General features: G+C 49.3%; 20 protein-coding genes and 1 pseudogene. 14 read left to right on the forward strand and 7 right to left on the reverse strand.

What is annotated here, in order from left to right; genetic code table 11:
- Window positions 1-6: 6 nt before the first annotated feature.
- The gene (locus AC1S5B_RS01545; protein WP_482033962.1) at window positions 7-1,344 is read right to left on the reverse strand and encodes an ABC transporter substrate-binding protein; all 1,338 of its coding nucleotides are present in this window, start codon (window positions 1,342-1,344) and stop codon (window positions 7-9) included.
- A 162-nt stretch (window positions 1,345-1,506) separates the two neighbouring features.
- Between AC1S5B_RS01545 and AC1S5B_RS01550 the strand changes: the two genes are divergently transcribed.
- The 4 genes and pseudogenes from AC1S5B_RS01550 (at window position 1,507) to AC1S5B_RS01565 (ending at window position 4,206) form a co-directional block, all read left to right on the forward strand.
- Window positions 1,507-2,127 carry a chorismate lyase gene (locus AC1S5B_RS01550; RefSeq protein WP_482033963.1) on the forward strand — a complete coding sequence of 207 codons (621 nt, stop codon included), beginning with the start codon at window positions 1,507-1,509 and terminating at the stop codon, window positions 2,125-2,127.
- A gap of 133 nt (window positions 2,128-2,260) precedes the next feature.
- Window positions 2,261-2,764 (forward strand): Tic20 family protein, encoded by a 504-nt coding sequence (locus AC1S5B_RS01555; protein WP_482033964.1) that lies wholly within the window; start codon window positions 2,261-2,263, stop codon window positions 2,762-2,764.
- A gap of 126 nt (window positions 2,765-2,890) precedes the next feature.
- Window positions 2,891-3,043: pseudogene (locus tag AC1S5B_RS01560) on the forward strand (hypothetical protein); the annotation flags it as partial.
- A 29-nt stretch (window positions 3,044-3,072) separates the two neighbouring features.
- Entirely contained in the window at window positions 3,073-4,206 is a 1,134-nt protein-coding gene (locus AC1S5B_RS01565) for a cob(I)yrinic acid a,c-diamide adenosyltransferase (RefSeq protein WP_482033965.1), read from the forward strand.
- Here AC1S5B_RS01565 and AC1S5B_RS01570 read toward each other — a convergent pair.
- Complete coding sequence (locus AC1S5B_RS01570) at window positions 4,203-4,763, reverse strand: pyridoxamine 5'-phosphate oxidase family protein (protein WP_482033966.1); 561 nt, start codon at window positions 4,761-4,763, stop codon at window positions 4,203-4,205. The genes AC1S5B_RS01565 and AC1S5B_RS01570 overlap by 4 nt on opposite strands.
- Window positions 4,764-4,900: 137 nt before the next feature.
- Between AC1S5B_RS01570 and AC1S5B_RS01575 the strand changes: the two genes are divergently transcribed.
- Together AC1S5B_RS01575 and AC1S5B_RS01580 are read left to right on the forward strand one after the other, a co-directional pair.
- On the forward strand, window positions 4,901-5,083 hold the full coding sequence (locus AC1S5B_RS01575; RefSeq protein ID WP_482033967.1) for a TLTLP motif-containing protein: 183 nt from the start codon (window positions 4,901-4,903) through the stop codon (window positions 5,081-5,083).
- A 164-nt stretch (window positions 5,084-5,247) separates the two neighbouring features.
- Window positions 5,248-5,889: a DUF3318 domain-containing protein gene (locus AC1S5B_RS01580; RefSeq protein ID WP_482033968.1), complete on the forward strand. Its 642-nt coding sequence runs from the start codon at window positions 5,248-5,250 to the stop codon at window positions 5,887-5,889.
- A gap of 176 nt (window positions 5,890-6,065) precedes the next feature.
- On the opposite strand, the gene guaA is transcribed toward AC1S5B_RS01580, so the two are convergent.
- Together guaA and cbiD are read right to left on the reverse strand one after the other, a co-directional pair.
- Window positions 6,066-7,673: a glutamine-hydrolyzing GMP synthase gene (guaA, locus tag AC1S5B_RS01585; RefSeq protein WP_482033969.1), complete on the reverse strand. Its 1,608-nt coding sequence runs from the start codon at window positions 7,671-7,673 to the stop codon at window positions 6,066-6,068.
- Between the two features lie 90 nt (window positions 7,674-7,763).
- Complete coding sequence (gene cbiD / locus AC1S5B_RS01590) at window positions 7,764-8,885, reverse strand: cobalt-precorrin-5B (C(1))-methyltransferase CbiD (protein ID WP_482033970.1); 1,122 nt, start codon at window positions 8,883-8,885, stop codon at window positions 7,764-7,766.
- A 242-nt stretch (window positions 8,886-9,127) separates the two neighbouring features.
- On the opposite strand from cbiD, the gene AC1S5B_RS01595 reads away from it, so the two are divergent.
- From AC1S5B_RS01595 to AC1S5B_RS01610, 4 genes are all read left to right on the forward strand, one after another.
- Entirely contained in the window at window positions 9,128-9,535 is a 408-nt protein-coding gene (locus AC1S5B_RS01595; protein WP_482033971.1) for an STAS domain-containing protein, read from the forward strand.
- Window positions 9,536-10,521: 986 nt separating this feature from the next.
- Window positions 10,522-10,854 carry a hypothetical protein gene (locus AC1S5B_RS01600; RefSeq protein WP_482033972.1) on the forward strand — a complete coding sequence of 111 codons (333 nt, stop codon included), beginning with the start codon at window positions 10,522-10,524 and terminating at the stop codon, window positions 10,852-10,854.
- A 115-nt stretch (window positions 10,855-10,969) separates the two neighbouring features.
- Window positions 10,970-11,164, forward strand: coding sequence for a hypothetical protein (locus AC1S5B_RS01605; protein ID WP_482033973.1), 195 nt, complete (start codon window positions 10,970-10,972; stop codon window positions 11,162-11,164).
- Window positions 11,165-11,187: 23 nt separating this feature from the next.
- Entirely contained in the window at window positions 11,188-11,394 is a 207-nt protein-coding gene (locus AC1S5B_RS01610) for a hypothetical protein (RefSeq protein ID WP_482033974.1), read from the forward strand.
- Here AC1S5B_RS01610 and AC1S5B_RS01615 read toward each other — a convergent pair.
- Window positions 11,391-12,434 carry a hypothetical protein gene (locus tag AC1S5B_RS01615; RefSeq protein ID WP_482033975.1) on the reverse strand — a complete coding sequence of 348 codons (1,044 nt, stop codon included), beginning with the start codon at window positions 12,432-12,434 and terminating at the stop codon, window positions 11,391-11,393. The genes AC1S5B_RS01610 and AC1S5B_RS01615 overlap by 4 nt on opposite strands.
- A gap of 136 nt (window positions 12,435-12,570) precedes the next feature.
- The gene (locus AC1S5B_RS01620) at window positions 12,571-12,711 is read right to left on the reverse strand and encodes a hypothetical protein (RefSeq protein WP_482033976.1); all 141 of its coding nucleotides are present in this window, start codon (window positions 12,709-12,711) and stop codon (window positions 12,571-12,573) included.
- A gap of 155 nt (window positions 12,712-12,866) precedes the next feature.
- On the opposite strand from AC1S5B_RS01620, the gene AC1S5B_RS01625 reads away from it, so the two are divergent.
- Window positions 12,867-14,660 carry a YncE family protein gene (locus tag AC1S5B_RS01625; protein ID WP_482033977.1) on the forward strand — a complete coding sequence of 598 codons (1,794 nt, stop codon included), beginning with the start codon at window positions 12,867-12,869 and terminating at the stop codon, window positions 14,658-14,660.
- 139 nt (window positions 14,661-14,799) lie between these two features.
- Here AC1S5B_RS01625 and AC1S5B_RS01630 read toward each other — a convergent pair whose 3' ends face one another.
- On the reverse strand, window positions 14,800-15,885 hold the full coding sequence (locus AC1S5B_RS01630; RefSeq protein ID WP_482033978.1) for a Gfo/Idh/MocA family oxidoreductase: 1,086 nt from the start codon (window positions 15,883-15,885) through the stop codon (window positions 14,800-14,802).
- Between the two features lie 263 nt (window positions 15,886-16,148).
- Here AC1S5B_RS01630 and AC1S5B_RS01635 point away from each other — a divergent pair, with 263 nt between their 5' ends.
- The 3 genes from AC1S5B_RS01635 (at window position 16,149) to AC1S5B_RS01645 (ending at window position 19,081) form a co-directional block, all read left to right on the forward strand.
- Window positions 16,149-17,732 (forward strand): hypothetical protein, encoded by a 1,584-nt coding sequence (locus tag AC1S5B_RS01635; protein ID WP_482033979.1) that lies wholly within the window; start codon window positions 16,149-16,151, stop codon window positions 17,730-17,732.
- Window positions 17,733-17,851: 119 nt separating this feature from the next.
- Window positions 17,852-18,415, forward strand: coding sequence for a Uma2 family endonuclease (locus AC1S5B_RS01640; RefSeq protein WP_482033980.1), 564 nt, complete (start codon window positions 17,852-17,854; stop codon window positions 18,413-18,415).
- Between the two features lie 171 nt (window positions 18,416-18,586).
- The gene (locus AC1S5B_RS01645) at window positions 18,587-19,081 is read left to right on the forward strand and encodes an MgtC/SapB family protein (RefSeq protein ID WP_482033981.1); all 495 of its coding nucleotides are present in this window, start codon (window positions 18,587-18,589) and stop codon (window positions 19,079-19,081) included.
- Window positions 19,082-19,099 lie beyond the last annotated feature (18 nt).

Genomic DNA, 19,099 nt, shown 5'->3' on the forward strand with positions numbered 1-19,099 from the left:
CAGGTTTCAGGTTTCAGATTTCACCCCTCTCCCCGCTTCCACCAGTCGCCGTGTCTCTGCTGCGGCACCTTTCATCGCCTGCTCAGAAGATTGCTGATTGGTGAGGGCGGCGCTGAGATAGCGCTGAAGGATATCGGAGGCTTGGGCATATTGGGCGACCGGGGGACGCAGCACGCCGTTTTGTACCACTTTTTGTAATTCAGGATAGTGGTTATATTTGGCGACTACGGCGGTATCGGTGAATAGGGCTTCACGAGTTGGCACATAGCCAGCATCCAGCACGACTTGCTTTTGGGCAGTTTCACCTATCAAAAACCGAATTGCCTTGAGCGCTTCCTTTGGATGTTTGGAGGTTTTGGAAATGCCTAAGCCCCACCCACCTAAGCACGATCCGCCCGTTTGCCCAGCAGCAGGAATCATTGGCATAATGCCCACTTTTCCTTTAACCGGGGAGTTATCTGCATTCAGCAACGACCAAGCGTAGGGCCAATTTCGCAAAAAAGCAGCCTCTCCATTTTGAAAAATCCGGCGCGTGTCTTCTTCCCCATAGGTCGTTACGCCGGGAGGAGAAATGCCCTGACTGACGGTGTTGCGAAGAAACTCGACGGCACGAATCGCGGCGGGTTGATCTAGCCCCACTGCCAGCGTGTCGGGATTCACCCAAAAGCCACCAAAGCCTTGGAGTACCTCGACAAACATGGCGGCGGCACCTTCATATTGTTTGCCCTGCCACAAGTAGCCCCAACGAACGGCTTTCTGCTGTTGCAATGCTTTAGAAATACGTTCTACATCTTCAAAGGTTCTGGGTGGGTCAAAGCCTGCCGCTTGTAGTAAATCTTTGCGATAGTACAACATTCCGGCATCGCTGCGAGTTGGCAAGCGATAGAGCCGATTTTGGTAGCGTCCACCCGCGATCGCAGAGGGTGAAAAAGGGGCTAAATCCTGCTCCGAAAACTCCTCTGTCAGATCTTTTAGCCAACCTGCTGCCGCAAACTTGGGAGTCCAGACAATATCCATGCTGACCAGATCGTAAGGAGAATCGCCCAACAAAAACGCCGTAGTGTATAGGTCTTCTAGCAAACTGACATTGTTCGGACCTTCGATCACTTGCAGACGAATTCCTGGATTCTGCGCCTCAAACTCCTTCACCAGATAATTTGTCCAAGGTGGGACATCGGGCGCACTCATCAGCAATTTCAGCGTCACGGGCTGCTGAGACAGCACCGGTACGGCAACCAAAAGCGCAGTCAGTAAACAGAGAATTACCCAGCCTACCCTACGAGACGCTTTGGCTGAAGGAATGAGAGAGATGAGAAAGCGGGCGATCGCAGAGAAAAAAAGCATGGGCGGCAGATGGGGAGTTTTGAGTTTTGCCTAGATCGCATCTTAACGCTGAAACTTTTCTCTCTGCCTACTTCTCAACAAATCACAGCACTCCAATGAAATTCGCAATTCCCCACTCGTCACGGGTTATGATTGAGAGGAGGTTAAGTTGTGTAAAGAAAATTGACTGCAACCTTTATTCCCACGGACAGCGCCCTATTGCCAAAGACTTGGCATTCTCTAACCCCACTTTGGCAGGCAACTGAGACAGACATTCAACGAGGATTGCCCCACGATCAGCTTTCTCCCGCATGGCAAATATTAATGTTGGGCGATGGTTCTCCCACCCGGCATCTTCAGCTTTTGACTGGCGAACCGACGGAAGTAGATGTGATTGATATGTCAGCGATCGGCATGGAATCAGATGGAGCGCCAAAGCAAATCCAGGTGCTTCCCAGCCCACGCTTGCGCCGTCAAGTCTGGCTGCGAACGGCTTCGGGTCAGCGTCTCGCCTATGCTACATCCTGGTGGGAAGCCAGTCACGTGGATGAATATCTACAAAATCGATCGCTCCCTATTTGGGCAAGCCTCGCCCGGTTGCGAACGGAACTGTATCGAGACGTACAAGGTGTGTACTATGGACATTCTGTTGAACTAGAACAAGCTTTTGAACAACCGGGTCCTTTGTGGGGACGGCACTATCTCTTCTGGCATCATGGGCAGCCGCTCACGCTGATCTATGAAGTGTTTTCGCCCTATCTAGAAAAATATTTGGGCGCGGCAACTACAGGCACTAGTTCCTAAGGCACTAATTCCTGAAACCCAATACCCAACAACCCATTCCGTAGGCACCTGCGCTATCCTTAGCAGTATTCAAGATTAACAATATCCAAGAATTTGTTAGCGTCACTAACCCCACAAATCGGAGAAATAAAATATGTCTTGGCGTGGTTCTGTCTCCCCTTCTGATCGCATTTTTTCCTGTCTGGCTTATCTATTGCCTTTGCTGGATGTTTTTGGGGTTGTTGTTGGGGTTATTGTTGGCTCAGGCTCTTTTCTTGCGCCCTTGTTGATTCTCATCTTTGCACCATTGCAGCCGCTGATAAGCATCTACTACGGCTTTGGCGGATTTATGCCGCTGATAATTTTCTTTGCGCTGTATATGCTGGTCGTTCGGAACGACAAAGTTTCACATTTTATCCGCTTCAACGTCATGCAGGCGATTCTGATTGGAATCGTGCTCAGCCTATTTTCAATTGTCTGGCGGTTGGTGCTTGCGCCCATTTTTCCAACCACTAGCATTGTGACGCAGACTCTTTTCAACACGCTATTTTTAGCAGCAGTCGGCGCGGCTGGCTATTCGATTGTGCAGTCTGCGCTGGGTCGCTATGCAGAAATTCCCACGATTTCAGAAGCCGCCTACAGCCAAGTTCGCTACTAAGGAGATTTCCAGGAACAAATCTACCCACCAGCAGGTTGAACCAGGATGTCCCATTTGGGGAAGTCTGGATTGCGCTGCAATCGAGTTTCAATTTCACGCATCGCTGATTTTGAGAGTGAGATACCAGTGTCTCGCTTGGTTCGCAAAACCTTATCTTTCTCAAAATCAGTAGAGAATCACATTGGTGCCATTTGGTATTTCATCCATCACTACAACGCATCACTACAACGCATCATTACTTGTGTAGCACTACCCAGCAGCGAAGTGGATATTCGCTAGGATGAAGCAGCAGGGAAATAGTGAGAACAATGACACGAAGCGGAGTGGGCATTCGGACGGCTCAAACCAGATCGGAGCGCTTGACGGGGCAAATCCATGTTTACGATGGGGCTGGAAAAGGCAAATCTCAAGCGGCATTAGGCGTAGTGTTGCGATCGATTGGATTGGGCATTCACAGCGATTTGCAAACCCGCGTGTTGTTGTTGCGCTTCCTCAAAGGTCCAGGGCGCACCTACGATGAAGATGCCGCGATCGAAGCTTTACAACGGGGCTTCCCGCATCTCATTGATCAGGTGCGCACTGGACGGGCTGAATTTTTTGGAGTCGAGCAAATTACTCGATTTGACACGCTAGAAGCGCAGCGGGGTTGGGATGTGGCGAAAGGCGCGATCGCCTCTGGGCTATATTCCGTTGTGGTGCTAGACGAGTTGAATCCGGTTCTCGATCTAGGTTTGCTGCCTGTGGATGAGGTGGTCAGCACATTGCAACGCAAACCTGATCACATGGAAGTGATTGCCACCGGGCGCGCTGCACCCCAACCCTTGCTAGATATTGCCGATTTGCACTCAGAAATGCGTCCTCACTATCACTCCAAGGCGCAGAATAACGGCATTGAGGGGATTGAAATTTATACGGGCGAGGGCAAGGGTAAGTCTACCAGTGCTTTGGGCAAGGCGCTTCAGGCGATCGGGCGCGGCATTAGTCAGGATAAATCCCATCGGGTGCTGATCATGCAGTGGCTCAAAGGTGGCTCAGGCTATACCGAGGATGCCGCGATCGCTGCCCTGCGCCAAAGCTATCCCAATCTAGTGGATCATCAGCGCTGTGGACGGGATGCGATCGTCTGGCGGGGACAGCAACAAGAATTAGACTATGTGGAAGCGGAGCGGGGCTGGGAAATTGCTAGAGCTGCGATCGCCTCTGGACTTTACAAAACTTTGATTTTGGATGAACTCAATCCCACTGTTGATCTCGAACTGTTGCCCGAAGAACCGATTGTGCAGGCACTCCTCCGCAAACCCCGCGACACTGAAATCATTATTACTGGGCGCTGCAAAAACTTGCCCGCCTACTTTGATCTGGCAAGCGTTCACTCTGAAATGATCTGCCACAAACACTATGCTGAAAAAGGCGTAGACCTGAAGCGAGGCGTAGACTTTTAATCAATATTTTGATGGGCAAGGGGAGTCGGTGAGCCATCTACGCTAACGGAATTTTTTTGCTGGCGATAGTCTTGTAACCCGTCTTCTCCCTTTTTCGTTGCCCACTCTAATAAGCGCGATCGCTGGTCTTGCAGTTCATACAGCGGCACGCCCAAGCCACAAGACGTTTGCACCCGATCAACTTCTGCCACAATAATTTGGCGCGCTCCGGGCAAAGGAGAAAACATCGAGTAGATCTCCTGCCAATCGGAGTCATGCGGCAGCACGACGCGCCCCTGACCATAGAGCCGCAGAATCAGAGGCGGTTCCTGAAAAGCGCAAAACATCAGCGTGATCCGTCCGTTTTCCAGCAGGTGTGCCGATGTTTCATTGCCGCTGCCTGTCAAATCGAGATAGGCAACTCGATTCGGCGACAAGACCCGCAAGCTATCCAATCCTTTGGGCGACAGGTTGACATGCCCAGTGGCGCTGAGTGGAGCCGTTGCCACAAAGAAGAGGGGCTGCTGACGAATAAAGTCTTGCAACTCATCAGAAATGCGATCGTACACTTTTGCCATAGTTGTCCAAGGGTTGATTGAGATTAGTGACTAAGAGAGACACTTCTAAAATCTCTCGTTAAGATAGGATATGACGGGAACGTTACATCACACCGTTATTTAACCCCTTACTTCAAGATTTCACTCGAACATCATTTATGGATATTGGCAGTCGTTCTAATCGTGCATCTCAACAGTCTGATCATCAAGTCGCAAATGTCGTAGGAACCCTAATTGCTGTCTTAACGCTGATATTACCCGCTTTTGTGATTCTCTACTATTCTCAGTTCAATTCTGAAGCCCCTTCAAACAGCAATTATGCGCTAACGCGATTCCCGTAGGAGTCCTGTGAAAAGCCTCGCTAACATTTCACAAATCGCAAACCTCTTAGCGTCCTCTTCAGCTTTTATTAATCAAAAATTATTTTACTCCCCAAATTGGCACCAAGATCGCTATGATCCTAGAGATAAAGTTGTATTGATTTTGGAAGTATTTTAAGTTGTCCATGGCATCTTATGCATCCTCTACGGCAAGAGCCGAAATGAGCGAATTGCGACGACTGCGGGGTCTGCTGCCTCCAGAGTTGCAAAGTTGGGTTTCAGTGGAAGCGACGACTGCTGTCAACCCCGCGCTGATTCTTTCTGAAGAAATCGGCAAAGATGAGGTTGAAGTTCAGATTGATATGGTTAAGTGGGAACAGTTGGCAACCGACCAGCGCAACCTGCTGTTTTGGCATGAGGTTGGGCGCATTCAAAACGACACTATTCCACGAGATGGGTGGGAAATGGCGGCGCTGGCGATCGGCTTAGGTGGTGCGGTGGGTGAGCTATGGGTACAAGATGGCTTGCTGCTTGTGCTGGCTTTGTCTCTGTGCGGCGTGTCGGGCTGGCGGCTTTGGCAAAAAAATAACAATGAAAAAACGTTGCAGGAGCTAACGGATGCGGATGAGCGCGCGATCGCCCTTGCCACCCGGTTTGGCTATACGTTACCCAATGCTTACAAAAGTTTGGGAAGTGCCTTAAAAGTACTAATCGAGCAATCTCCTAAAAAGAAGCTCCGATCAAAGTATGAAGCACGGCTTAATGCTTTAAAGAAAAGCGCTGCAAAAGCCAAGTCGAAGATCAAAGAGACAGAAGAAGCCCTTTAGGGAAAAGCATCTACTATCACTTTCTAAAACTTAGATGCCAGAAACAGGTGGGCAGTTTCTCTTTGTTTCTGGCTTTCTTTTCCCCAAACTAATACAGGGGTTTTCCACAGGAGACATGCACAATATGCAGGTTTTCCACAGATTCTTTCAAGTTTTCCACAGTTCTTTGAATAAACTCACTCCCATTCAATGGTTCCAGGCGGCTTGGATGTAATGTCGTACACCACTCGATTGACTCCTTTCACCTCATTCACAATCCGGTTGGAAATGGTCTCCAATAAATCGTAAGGTGCCCGTGACCAGTCTGCCGTCATGCCGTCTTCACTGCTGACAAACCGCAACACAATGGGATACGCATAGGTGCGCTGATCGCCCATGACTCCCACGCTACGAATGGGCAACAGAACCGCAAATGCCTGCCAAAAATCGTCATATACTCCATTACGGTTGATTTCTTGCCGAACAATTAGATCGGCATCTCGCAGAATTTCTAAGCGCTCTTCAGTCACCTCACCTAAGATCCGAATCGCTAAACCGGGACCGGGAAACGGATGACGTTTGATAATTTCGTCAGGCAAGCCGATCGAAGTCCCCACTCTGCGAACTTCATCTTTAAATAGTTTTCGCAGCGGTTCTACTAGCTTAAAGCGCAAATCCTTAGGCAATCCGCCCACATTGTGGTGACTTTTAATTTTTACGGCAACGCGATCGCCCGTTTTAGGATCAACATTGGTATCCGCCGATTCGATCACATCGGGATACAGTGTGCCTTGCGCCAAATAGTCAAACGGTCCCAAGCGCTTAGATTCTTCTTCAAAAACGCTAATAAATTCGTGACCAATACGTTTGCGCTTTTCCTCCGGATCGGTAACACCTGCAACCGCTGCCAAAAAGCGATCGCGTGCATCCACGTACTCCACTGGAATATGAAACTGCTCATGAAATAACTTGACCAAGCGTTCTGGCTCCAGTTTTCGCATAAAGCCTTGGTCGATAAACATGCAGGTGAGTTTATCGCCGATCGCCTGATGCAGCAAAAACGCCAGCGTTGAGGAATCAACCCCGCCCGATAGCGCCAGCAGCACCCGCTTATCCCCCACCTTTGCCTGAATATCTCTCGTCGCTTGTTCGACAAAGGCGGCAGTCGTCCACGTCGGTTCACAATTGCAAATGTGATAAACAAAATTGCGAATCAGCGCCTGTCCCCCGATCGAATGCACGACTTCTGGATGAAACTGCACGCCATAGAGTTTTTTCTCATGATGGGCGATCGCGGCAGAAGGCGTATTGTCTGTATGCGCCAAAACCTCGAAACCCTCTGGCAAATGGGTTACCGAATCGCCGTGGCTCATCCACATAGTTGTGAGATCGTCCACATTGGTCAGCAGGTCAGTGGCATCATCAATCACCAGAGACGCTTTGCCATACTCGCCCCGTTCCGACTGTTCCACGCCGCCGCCCAACTGCTGCACCATCAACTGCATCCCATAGCAAACCCCCAAAATGGGAATGCCTAAGCTCCAAATTTTAGGATCACAGTGGGGGGCACGCTCTCCATACACAGAACTGGGACCACCCGATAAGATAATGCCTTTAGGCGCAACCTCCTGAATCTCTTCAGCGGTTGTGCGATAGGACAACACTTCGGAATAAACTTGGGTTTCGCGAATGCGGCGAGCAATCAACTCAGAATATTGAGAGCCAAAATCCAAAATGATAATGATTTGGCGATCAAGCTTCTCTACCGATTCAGCTTGTTCTTGTTGAGTTTGTAGAGTCACCATAATTCTGATTTGAGTAAATGTGAGCAAGAATTTAATTTAAAGGTCTGCCTAGAGAGGGCTTTACAAATATTAAAAGTTAATCCTTTTATTCTAACCCGACTCAATCAATCGTTTAAGTAAACCTGCTCCTGTTTTGCTGGCTACAATAATTTTTCGATGACGATCAAACAAAACGCTGCCAATCGTCAGCGCGCGATCGCTGTGGGCATGAACGTAGGTCTGCGATCGCTGATCAATCGCTTCAGCAATTTCGCCATAGACCTGTTCTGTCCACGTTGTACCGCTGCTTGCATCCAGATTTCTTAAATACTTCAACCCATCCTCAGCGGTCGGCACCGCAAAAATAATTGGCAAGTCAGCAGCAGGCACCCCCACTTTTGCACAGTGCGCCGTCAAAATTTCCATGCGCCCATCGGCAACATGATGATGGGTATGAAAAATTCCACCTGCCAGTTTCAATAGTTTTCCATGATAGCCAAACAAAAGAATGGACTGCACCCCTTGGAGCGCCGCTTCCACTAACATGGGTCCTAACCAGTTTGCAGTTTTCACCAAGCGGTTCGGCTCGATCCCAAGCTGTTGTGCCAAATCCAGACCGTTTTCACCAATGCAAAACACCAATTCATTAAACTGAGTCTGCTTTTGTTTGAGATCTGCTCGAAAGAGTTCCAACTGCCCTGGAGCGCTCAACGGCTGGGAAATGCCGCTCGTTCCCAACAGCGACAATCCTTCAACCACGCCAAAGGCTTCATTGGAGGTACGTTTTGCTAACTGCCTCCCTTCCGGCAAAATCACGGTGACCCTGAGCTTTTTTCCAGGTGGCAGTAAAGGCAGCAGGTTTTCTAGCAGTAGCCGTTTTGCATAGGCATAAAAAGCCGCCTGTCCATCGGCAAGCCGCCCCACGCCCTCTCCACCCTGCAACGAGATCGCGTCGGTTTGCTCAGCGGTGCCCCATTCCACAAGCGCCCAAATGGGAGTATGACGGGTGAGATCTAAGTTATCGCCCGGATCGCTGCGAGTTACGGCAAGGGCAACTCCCGGCTGTAAACAAACCGCTTGCTCGATCGCAATTTCTACCCGTTTGGGCGGTTCAATCAAGTTGAGAAAAACCGATGGAACCGGATCAGGATCTTGCAGTTTTTGCAAAGCTGCGATCGCCGCCGCACAAGCAAAAACCGGCAGCGTATATCCAGCGCGAGGGGGAGTAGGCATAAAAACAATGAATAGGGGTGATATGTGATCTAGATCCTAGGGAAAGGTGATAAACAACACGCGATCGCAGGACATAAAACACGCCCTATCATGACCAGCGGCACACTTTGAACTGATGGAAAACACAAAAAGGTGTGACCCAGCAATAGGCTTTTTCCATGCAATTATCCCACTGTAGAGGAGTGAGAACTTCTCCTTTCCACTGTCTATCGTCACCCATTCAAATTTTTAATCAGGTTCCTATGGAAAGCACACTTCGTCGCCCAGAAATCCCCTTTGAAATTGACCCATTCAATTCCTGCAACCCACAAACTATCGTGCTTCAGCCCAATAATGACCTGGACTCTTTTTCTAGCAACAGTTTTCAACACTCCTTAGAAGAAGCGCTAGATTTAGCCGGAGAGAGTGTAATTGTAGATTTTCTGTGGGGGGATGTCACTGACTCTAAAGGAATAAAAGCATTAGTGGCAGGGTTGGAAAAAGCAACTATTCTAGGAAAATCCCTTTCTTTTCAGTCAATGAATCCTCAAACCCGCACTTTAGTAGAAGCGGAATGGGATCGCCAGCGCAACCTTCGATTTGGCGCTTGGGATGATGTTTTTGAATTAGAGTTAGAGCGTTTTTTAGATGCTATTCACCATGCCTCTTAACTAAAGCTACTTCTGAGAGGCAGTCTTAAAAGTCCAGGCATAAGATCAGGTGGGATTAAAGCAGCCCTCATCCTCAAACCTGTCAGAAGAAATAGCGCTAGACAGAAAAATGAGAGGGATGAAACTATCCTATCCGACTGACAGGAGCCAAGAGCAATGGAACTTCTGTCTACATCGTTGCCCTCGGCAAAATCGGGTGGACGACCCCGACGGTCTATCGCGACTTTCAACGAATGCACGAAGTCCAGCCCCTACCAATTGAATCCTGGATATCATCGAACCTGATTGAGCGATCGCTTGAGGTGTCCTCGCTGTTCCGTTCTACTCAAAATGCCCCTCATCCATCCGCCACCCTCAGAAAAAAACTGACTTTTTCATGACTTTTTACCGACCGCCAAACCCTATCTCAGGCAGTTAAGTTGTTTGGAAGGTTCGTTCTAATGAGGGTTTAAGTTCAATGATGAAGCACAAAGGAATTTATATTGCTGTAGCTGCATCGCTTACCGTCGCAGAGTTTTGTCGCCTTTCAGCATCAACTGTCTTTGCTCAGTCATCAAGGGACTTAGTTTTCGTTGGTATAGTTCGGAGCGAGATGAAGAGATTCTAGATAGTGAAGTTTATGCGATTCAGGGCTGGAGTCTTCATCTAGATTAGTCAGAAAAGTATGGAACCAAAAGGCGATCGCTCTAGCTTCATCCGATGCGCGATCGCGTCGTTCCCATCAGTATTTCGCGTTCCTCAACTCAACACTCATGCAATGAACATGGGTGTTGTTTTCTTGACATCAACTCAATCTATCTACTGCCAATCAAAATACTTTTATAGATTACAAGTTTGCAGGATTTCTAAAGCAATCAGGAGCGATCGCCCTTGATTGCCAAAACGCACAAAGACCTGACTTTTTACAGACTTTTTGCTGACTTTTAAGCGATATCAGATTCCATCTAGAAAGTTAGGCTTAATAAAGAATAGCCAAAAAGTTCCTCATGAATAGACAAAAAGCCTTTCAGCAAGTTTTGGAGCAGGTTAATCAACTTCACACTCAAATTTATCTGAAGCCTTCTGCGGGGCAAGTTTCAATTCAGGAGCAGGTCAAACGAATTGAAACAGCAGAGCAACAGCTTAAAGTGCTGAAATTGCAACTGTTGGCAAAAGTCCCTCTTGGTTCACGCCGGACTTACTTTTCCTTGATACAACAGATTGAGCAGGGGCTTCAAAAGGCAGCAAACTTCAAACAGTTAGCAGAGGAATTTTTTCTTGATCCAGAAGGGGTGATTTCTCTTTTGGCAACTATAAACCAAGAAAATTCACATGATTGATACTTGGAGACAATGCATTCAGTCCTTTTGATAGATAGAAAGGCGATCGCTTTTATTTGAAAATTCAGACTACTACGCAATTTACTAAGCTACAAATAGCCCTGAGGTATTTCCCATGAAATCAACCCAACTCCCAAACGGCATGACCTACAGCATGATCTCTAGCGGTGCTGAGATTGTTCTTAGCATTTGGGAGCCTGCTCAGGTCACTGAATCTCGCATTCTGCCGTTTCTATTCAAAACAAACTATCGATTTTCTTCAGAAGCAGAAGCTCATCGCATGTTAAAGAACTATCAAACCAATTACTAACGCCCTTTCACGAGTGGTTGTTGATGCAGCGCGATTCGTTACCAAAGCTAAAAAATGCCATCTTCTTGATCTATTGCACTCAACATGCGATCGAGCTACGAATCGGTTGTCAAGATTATCATCAAGCTCGACTGATTAGCGCACACAAATCCTATGAGAATACTCATGCATTTGGGCAGGTTTTAGTCGAAGAAACGGGTCTCCCCTTCAAAGATCTAGTGGGCAATTAGAACTCTTCTTCATCTGGAAAAACCTGAAGGCGCACAACGCGATCGCCTAAGTCATCCAGCGGTGTTTGAATCATTTCACTCGAAAGATTGCCCAAGCAGCTTAGCAAAGTGCGGAGATGGGGCGTACTCTGTCCACTATCGAGATATACCCGTTCCGACAGGCTATTCAAGCGTTTCCATGTGAGAAACAGTTTGACGGCGGTTTGTTCAAGTTGAGAGGCTTGGCTAACCAGATCCGCCGTGGCGCTGAGACACCCCACCCGCAGAGCTTCTTCGAGCGCCAGTTCTAAATCCAAGGATTCATTGGTCAGAGCTTGCACACGAGCAGCAGCTTCCAGGTATTTCGCTAGGTAACGCGCTTCGGCAGTCACTTGTTTGATCGTATCTACGTCGGGCGTTTCTGCCACCGTATCGCGTAGGACAACTTGGTGCGTAATCGGCAGCTTTTGCATTTCTTTCACCAAGGGAGCCAAGTAGCGCGTAGGCAGGGTGTGATCGGCGGCTTTTTCCTTGACTTGCTGAGGCAGCAGATCAGAAGTAACGGCTGTCCAATCATCGGATAGTTGGCGCACTTCTCGGCGAGTAATGCGATCGCCCCGGCGGGCGGCATCGCTGACCAACTGCTGCACTTCTGGGGCAGACTGGGCAGTTTCAACAAAGGCACGCTTGCTGAACTGGTTGACATCATCGGGTTCTAGAAAGCCACCTTCGAGTAAGGTATCGGCGCTGGTCGCAACTTCTATCAGCGCGTATGCCTGACTTTTGCTGATTTCGCGGTCTTTCAGCCAGTTGAGAAAGCCCGTTCCCCGCCCGTCGCTGTTGCGTTTTTCGCGATCGCGCACCGTTCGCAAAATCCGTCCCCGCCAGATATCGGTTTGCAGGTCAAAGCGATCGCACACCTGCCACGCCTGGTCGATCTGCTGCTGAAATTCAAACTCTGGGATCAGATCATCTTCAGGGTCGGGAAGCTCAAATTCGAGGTTTGCTCCATTCCCCAGCATTGTAGAGGTCACCTGAGCCTCATCAGCTACTTGCTCCATTCCTCATCCACCCGACATACAGCCGAACTATTATCACACCAAACCGCAAACAATAAGGGGCACAGCCGAAACTGCGCCCCTGAAAATAGTCTTGATTGAAATGAATTGTCGCTTCTCACTAGCCGCTTGAAACAGGCTAGCCCAAGACGTAGGCAGACCGAAGTGCCCAGACAATCAGAGCGCCAATGCCACCTAGAACCACGATCGCCGAAAGGACGATCGCCGCTGGACTGTCTGCTCCATCGAACTTCATAATTCCACGATTGAAATCCGACATAGTTGAGTTTCCTCTGGTCAGCTTAACACCGCCATAATTCTAGCTAATTAATCACTCAGTTCTTTCCTTTTTAAGGGATTCATGACAGAACTCGGTACTGTTTCAAATCTCCTATCTTCGGCTATCGTGGCTCAGTGTGGTCGGTGGATGGCGCAATGACTCAGGCAAATGTGGTACAGCTTGCTCAATCCGGAGATGCGGATGCGATCGCAGCATTGATGAATGCGAGTTTACAGGCGATCGGGGTATCGGCACGGGCAGTTTTTCGAGAGGGCAATCTGCATGTGCTGCTGGAGTCGGAACGAACGTTAGCACCGTCTCCAGCGATCGCGTTTGTTCGGCGCGGCATTGCTCGGTTGGGGCTAGGCTGGCTGTCTTCTGCGGTGGTGTACAGTCGGCTGGCGGGACAAAGTTCTCCAGTGTGGGTGCAGGAAGTTCGGTTTGGCACCCCAGAGCTAGTTGACAATCCATTTGCGATTCGTTCCACGATCCCAAAGGGAATCGCCCCCACTATTTCTACCAGTGGCGCAGAAACTGGCAATAAGGATTGGGTGTTTCCCATTCCCCAGTGGCAAACCGTCAGCCCGTTCACGCTGTCGATGCTGGTAAGTCTGCCGCTAGTATTTTTGCTCGGCAATGGCGTGATCTGGTTTCGCTATCTGGCATCTGACCCAACGACAAGCGTGACAGCAACTCCCACACTGTCACCAAGCCTAAAAGCAAGCTCTAAGCCAACCTCTGAGGCTTTCAATAAAGCGTTGAGTCAGGCAAATCAAGCCTATGTGATTGGCACAACTGCCCAGTCTAAGCAAGATTGGCAGAAAGCGGCGACTCATTGGAAGCAGGCGATCGCCCTACTGAAAACAGTTCCCAAGTCTGATGCTCAAGCCGCGATCTCCCAACAAAAGCTGGCTGAATATCAGCAGCAGTTGGGCTATGTGATCAAAGATAGGCTGACCTCTCAGGGAATGGTGCTAGTAAAAACTATTACCGGGGATATTTCGCCTAAATCGATTGTGCATTCGGGCAAGGGGCTATTTTTTGCCCAAAACATGATGTATCGCCACAGCGTCACGGTCTACGATCGCCAGTTCAAGTTGATCAAAACGATTCCTGATCAGGTGAAACTGGCAGATTCCGGCTATACGCGCTATCCCGGCACTCAGCAAGGGTCTCCGGTAGAAGCGGCTTTTAGCCCTGATGGACAAACTGCGTGGGTGTCTAACTATGAGATGTATGGCGATGGCTTTAGCGGGACTGCGGATGATGTTTGTAGCCCAGAGCAAAACCACGCCCAGAGCTTTCTCTATCGCATTAGTGCCCAAGGTCTGACGATTGATAGGGCGGTGCAGGTTGGAGCAGTGCCGAAGTATGTGGCGACCACGCCCAACAATCGTTATGTGCTGGCAAGCAATTGGTGTAGCTGGGATGTCAGCGTGATTGATCCCACGCAAAACAAGGAAGTTCGCCGGATTCCGTTAGGTCCTTATCCACGGGGAATCGCGATCGCTCCCAATCAAATTGCCTACGTCGCGGTGATGGGTTCCTCGGATGTGGCAGCGATTAATTTGAATGATTTCTCGGTGAACTGGTTGCAGAATGTGGGCAATGCGCCGCGTCATCTCAACCTTGATCCGGCTGGTAAATACCTCTACGCCACCTTGAATGGAGAAGGGCAGGTCGCCAAAATTGATCTGGCAACTCAAACAGTCGTCGCCAAAGTTGCTACAGGCAGCGCTCCCCGTAGCATGACGATTTCTGGCGATGGGCAATTTCTATACGTGGTCAACTACGATTCAGACACCATCAGCAAAGTTCGGACGGCGGATATGCAAGTAGTGCAGGCGATCGCGGTTAACTCAGCCCCGATCGGCATCACCTACGACAACGACACCCAGCAAATTTGGGTCGCCGCCTACTCCGGCAGCATCCAAGTCTTTCAAGATTAAAAACGCCCGTAAATTTATTGCCTTTCTTTCTTACCTGAAGTCTGGGCTAGCCTGGTTCGGCTGAAAGCGACTCGACTGAGCGCTCGCCGAACGTCTCATGTCGCCGCCTGAAACCTAACACCCGAAACCTGACACCTATCTAAACCGCCACCACCGAAGGATTGACCGCACTCGCTTCCAATTCCTGATTGTGCATCCAGGGTTGACCATCCAGTGCCATTTGTTCAATCATGCTGGCAAGGCGCAGCGCTTTCAATGCTTGCTCACCGCCTACCGAGGGCTGATCGCCACCCCGAACACAGCTAACAAAATGTTCTAGCTCAGCGTGCAGAGGCTCAATATTGCTAGTATGCACCTTCTCAATCAAGCCATCTTGCCGATATAGCACTTGCCCATACTCGGTCATGTAGTTAGCAGTGGTTTGGCGATGAATCAAAATTTCGTTATTCAGAAAATTGGCTTCGGTTAATGAATGCTTGCAGTGGGCGGCGATCCGGCGAATTTTGCGATGGGTGACTTTGCTGGCGGTGAGAGTTGCCACAATGCCATTGGCAAAATTTAGCGTGGCGGTGACATAATCCAAATAGCTGGAACCTCCAGAACCGCGACTGCCACTGGCGGTCAGCTTGATCACCGGAGCCGCTGCCAGTTCCAACAATAAATCAATGTCGTGGATCATCAAGTCAAGCACAACGGATACATCATTGGCGCGATCGCTGTAAGGACTCATGCGATGCGCTTCTAACGCCAACAGTTCTTCTGTCTTCAACACCTTGCTGAGTTCTTGAAACGCCGGATTAAAGCGCTCAATGTGCCCCACTTGAAGGATGCATTGCGATTCTGCGGCTGCATTCACCAGTGATTCCGCCTCGGTAATGCTGGCGGCGATCGGTTTTTCAATCAGCACATGCACCCCGGCTTGGAGGCAGGTTAGACCGACGGAATGGTGCAAGCGCGTGGGCACCGCCACACAGACCGCATCAATATGAGGCAGTAAATCGCGATAGTCTTCAAAAAATCGAACTCGATACTTGCTGGCGGTATCAATGCCGCGCTCCATGTTAATGTCGGAGATGCCAACCAACTCCACATCCTTAAGCATACTGAGGACGCGAGTATGGTGCTGCCCCATATTGCCGACCCCAACCACTCCCACACGAATCGGTTCAGGCTGATTCCGCTGCAACTGGGAGTTTTGGGAACCTGCCAACATACTATTTTGCACTCCTGTCATCTCCTCCACCACCAAAAAGGGCTAGTTCGTCACCATATGCCTGATTAGCCATCCAGATAGTACCACAGCGACTATCTTTATAAAGAATTCCAAAGTGCAGTAGAGGTTCCTGCAAGCGCAAACTGTTTTGAGTCAAGTTTCTTAGTTTTTAATCCGGTTTTATTTGATAGTTGGCGAGTTGCTTGAGGAATGCTAGAAAGTAGGGAACCTTCCTCAAGGGGGTTGTACTTTCTTAGGATTGTTAGCATTTGGACATGCGACGCTTTTTATCCCATTGGCAGGTTGCTTCAACTCGTAAAAAAGCTGAAGCGATCGCTCTGGTTAGCCTGCTGGTTCTGGGGGGATGGGCACTGAAACCTGCAACTCGCTCCAATGCCCGCAGCCTCAGCGCCTCTCCTAATGAGCTAGAAAAAGTGCAGGCAACCTCCACGGCTCGGATTTTGCAGCGCCAAAAGCAAGAGCGCCAAGTTCGTTCTGAAAACTACAATTTCGATCAATTTCCGATTGGGAAAGAACACGAGCAACACTGGAAACATTTACTGTGGACGACGGCAATCGTTGAACCCAAGCAGCCGTTTGTAGTCGAAGCCCTGAATCAGATTTTGGCAATGACACCGCGATCGCGGCTAACCGATGCCCAAACCCGCACGGTAGATATGGCAATGCAGGTGGCAAACCAGTTGTATCTGGGTGATCCCGCCTTCTATAGTGCTGTGGGACAGCGATTCTTAGACACGATCGCCCAAAGTCCCGACCCCGAATGGGTTGCCCAATCTCTTTCCTCCCTAGCAAAAGGGGGAATGCAGCCCAGCGAACTACAACGCCTTGCCGAAAAAACGAAAGCTCGATTTCCCCGGTGGTCGAATAACGTAGTTTTGCAAACGACCTTGATGGACATTGCAAACTCTGTTGATCCTCAATCGTTGCCACCGCTAAAAGATTTACTAAAGTGGGAAGTAGCAGATCAACAGCTTCATCTCTATGCACTTTGCCGCAGCGATCGCCGGATTCTATGCCGCACCATCCTTAAAGATCGCACGGGGCAATGGGTACGGCAAGAGGGCAAACTTTGGTCAGTTCCGTTGCTATTAGAGTCGATTCATGGATTGAGTTGGAATTTCACACGGGGGCAAACTCCGCAAGGCATCTATCGCATTGAGAGCGTGGTGCCAGCCGCTGAAGATGAATATTTCCGCGCCTATGGACAGTTTCCCTTGGTCAATTTATTTGTGCCCTTTGAAGCAGGTGCCAAACAGTTTATCCCTGGCAAACCAGGAACCTTTGGCGGCAGTTTAGACCAGTATCAAGCCTTGTTACCTCCGACTTGGCGCACTTATCGTCCCCTCCAGCAAAGCTATTGGGCAGGCAAAGCGGGGCGCAGTTTATTTCGGATTCACGGCTCTGGCGAATCTGCCGACTTTTTTAGAGGCAAAGACAAAAACTATCCCGATAGCTATAACTGGAACCCCACGTTAGGCTGTCTGTCCGCCCAAGAGCTTTATAGCGAAAAAGGAAAGTTGCTCCATGCCGATATGCCCAAAATCTTGCAGGCATTGCAAATGGTGGGTGGCAAAAACTTTGCGGGTTATCTAATTGTGGTGGATGTGCCTGCGGATGAGAAAACCCCTGTCGCTCTAGAAACTCTAGAAACCTTTGTTGCCAGTCGTTCTACTAAAAAAACGGGTGCGATCGCGAAAAAATTAGCCCCAGTCAAACGTTTACCTTCTGAGCAGTCGCTCAAGTCCATCTCTTTGAAGCAACCCGTCTCTTCAAAAAATCAGCCGAAACTAGAGTCTTCTGCCATCTCGCCCCTCGCTCCGTTGCCACTCTCCTATTAAATGGGACGTTATGCCTAGATCGTCGCAATCGGCTTTTAGCTGAATCCAGTCCAATCCGTTCTAGCTTGCTTAACCGACCCAATCACTTACACTGGAACCTAAGCTCAACGGTGAATTCTATGGTTGCCAACTCTATCCGCTGGACAACGCGAGATCTGGATGCCATGCCCGACGATGGCGGCTGGAAACGCTATGAAATCATTGATGGAGAACTATTTGTGACTCGCTCCCCACACATTCGCCATCAAGGTGCAGCAGGCAAAATTCAAGTAGAACTGGAGATTTGGTCCAGACAGACCCAACTTGGTAGCCCATTTCAGGCTCCAGGCGTGATTTTTAGCCCTACTGACGCAGTGATTCCTGATGTGGTTTGGATTAGCCGCGATCGCCTTGCTAACGGCACTGATGAAGCGGGACACCTGACGATCGCTCCTGAAATAATGGTGGAAGTTCTTTCTCCAGGCGATCGCAACGAACAGCGAGATAAAGAAGTTAAGCTCAAACTCTACTCTCTGTATGGGGTTCAGGAATATTGGATCGTCAACTGGCAGCAGAAAACTCTGGAAATTTATCGCCGTAGCGACGCTCAACTTCACCTCGTCGCCACCCTGCTCGAAGGCGACACTCTCACCTCCCCCCTACTGCCCGAATTTAGTACTGCGATCGCCCAACTTTTTCTGTAAGCTGCCGGGGGCTAATCGCGATCAATCGTTGGATGAATTGAGGGAAAAGGTCACCGAGCAGGGCTGTTTTATTCTTGAATCCATGCGATCGCGCTCTTCGCTACACTAGAGTCCTGATGGTTGGTGGTTGATCTATCGCGACCACAACCTCCATTTTATAAATTTACATAGATGACATCTTTGGTGACTGTAGCGGGTATTAACCCAAATGATTGGATTGAATTTACCCTGAGATTAACGCTCTCGATGGTTGTCGGTGGAGCGATCGGCTTGGAGAGACAACTCTCTGGAAAAGCCGCAGGATTGCGAACTCACACCTTAGTCAGCTTAGGAACGACTTTGTTTATTATGGTGCCCCTTTCCCTTTCCTCTACATCTTCACCTGACAGCATTAGTCGAGCAATCCAAGGTGTGGCGACGGGGATTGGTTTTTTGGGGGCTGGAGAAATTGTGCAGCATCATCGCCATCCTGGAAAGCCCCAAGTCTATGGATTAACTTCAGCCGCTGCCATTTGGGTCACCGCAGCATTAGGAGCATTGGCAGCCTGTGGTTTATGGCAAATTTGCTTGGTGGGAACTGGCATGACCCTAACTGTATTAATTGCGGAAAGGCAGCTAGAAGATTGGTTGAAGCTGCGGAAGAGAATAAAAAAGAGTGAAGAGTAGATAATGAGTTGGGCATAA

Source organism: Leptolyngbya sp. CALU 1928 (assembly GCF_056784215.1).

Excerpts from the sequence above, each read along its gene's own strand:
- AC1S5B_RS01625 (WP_482033977.1), top strand. The coding sequence starts at position 12,867 with ATGACTCAGGCAAATGTGGTACAGCTTGCTCAATCCGGAGATGCGGAT.
- AC1S5B_RS01545 (WP_482033962.1), bottom strand. The coding sequence starts at position 1,344 with ATGCTTTTTTTCTCTGCGATCGCCCGCTTTCTCATCTCTCTCATTCCT.
- AC1S5B_RS01640 (WP_482033980.1), top strand. The coding sequence starts at position 17,852 with ATGGTTGCCAACTCTATCCGCTGGACAACGCGAGATCTGGATGCCATG.
- AC1S5B_RS01580 (WP_482033968.1), top strand. The coding sequence starts at position 5,248 with ATGGCATCTTATGCATCCTCTACGGCAAGAGCCGAAATGAGCGAATTG.
- AC1S5B_RS01605 (WP_482033973.1), top strand. The coding sequence starts at position 10,970 with ATGAAATCAACCCAACTCCCAAACGGCATGACCTACAGCATGATCTCT.
- AC1S5B_RS01555 (WP_482033964.1), top strand. The coding sequence starts at position 2,261 with ATGTCTTGGCGTGGTTCTGTCTCCCCTTCTGATCGCATTTTTTCCTGT.
- AC1S5B_RS01575 (WP_482033967.1), top strand. The coding sequence starts at position 4,901 with ATGGATATTGGCAGTCGTTCTAATCGTGCATCTCAACAGTCTGATCAT.
- cbiD (WP_482033970.1), bottom strand. The coding sequence starts at position 8,885 with ATGCCTACTCCCCCTCGCGCTGGATATACGCTGCCGGTTTTTGCTTGT.
- AC1S5B_RS01600 (WP_482033972.1), top strand. The coding sequence starts at position 10,522 with ATGAATAGACAAAAAGCCTTTCAGCAAGTTTTGGAGCAGGTTAATCAA.
- AC1S5B_RS01645 (WP_482033981.1), top strand. The coding sequence starts at position 18,587 with ATGACATCTTTGGTGACTGTAGCGGGTATTAACCCAAATGATTGGATT.
- AC1S5B_RS01610 (WP_482033974.1), top strand. The coding sequence starts at position 11,188 with ATGCAGCGCGATTCGTTACCAAAGCTAAAAAATGCCATCTTCTTGATC.
- AC1S5B_RS01570 (WP_482033966.1), bottom strand. The coding sequence starts at position 4,763 with ATGGCAAAAGTGTACGATCGCATTTCTGATGAGTTGCAAGACTTTATT.
- AC1S5B_RS01635 (WP_482033979.1), top strand. The coding sequence starts at position 16,149 with ATGCGACGCTTTTTATCCCATTGGCAGGTTGCTTCAACTCGTAAAAAA.
- AC1S5B_RS01615 (WP_482033975.1), bottom strand. The coding sequence starts at position 12,434 with ATGGAGCAAGTAGCTGATGAGGCTCAGGTGACCTCTACAATGCTGGGG.
- AC1S5B_RS01595 (WP_482033971.1), top strand. The coding sequence starts at position 9,128 with ATGGAAAGCACACTTCGTCGCCCAGAAATCCCCTTTGAAATTGACCCA.
- AC1S5B_RS01620 (WP_482033976.1), bottom strand. The coding sequence starts at position 12,711 with ATGTCGGATTTCAATCGTGGAATTATGAAGTTCGATGGAGCAGACAGT.
- AC1S5B_RS01565 (WP_482033965.1), top strand. The coding sequence starts at position 3,073 with ATGACACGAAGCGGAGTGGGCATTCGGACGGCTCAAACCAGATCGGAG.
- guaA (WP_482033969.1), bottom strand. The coding sequence starts at position 7,673 with ATGGTGACTCTACAAACTCAACAAGAACAAGCTGAATCGGTAGAGAAG.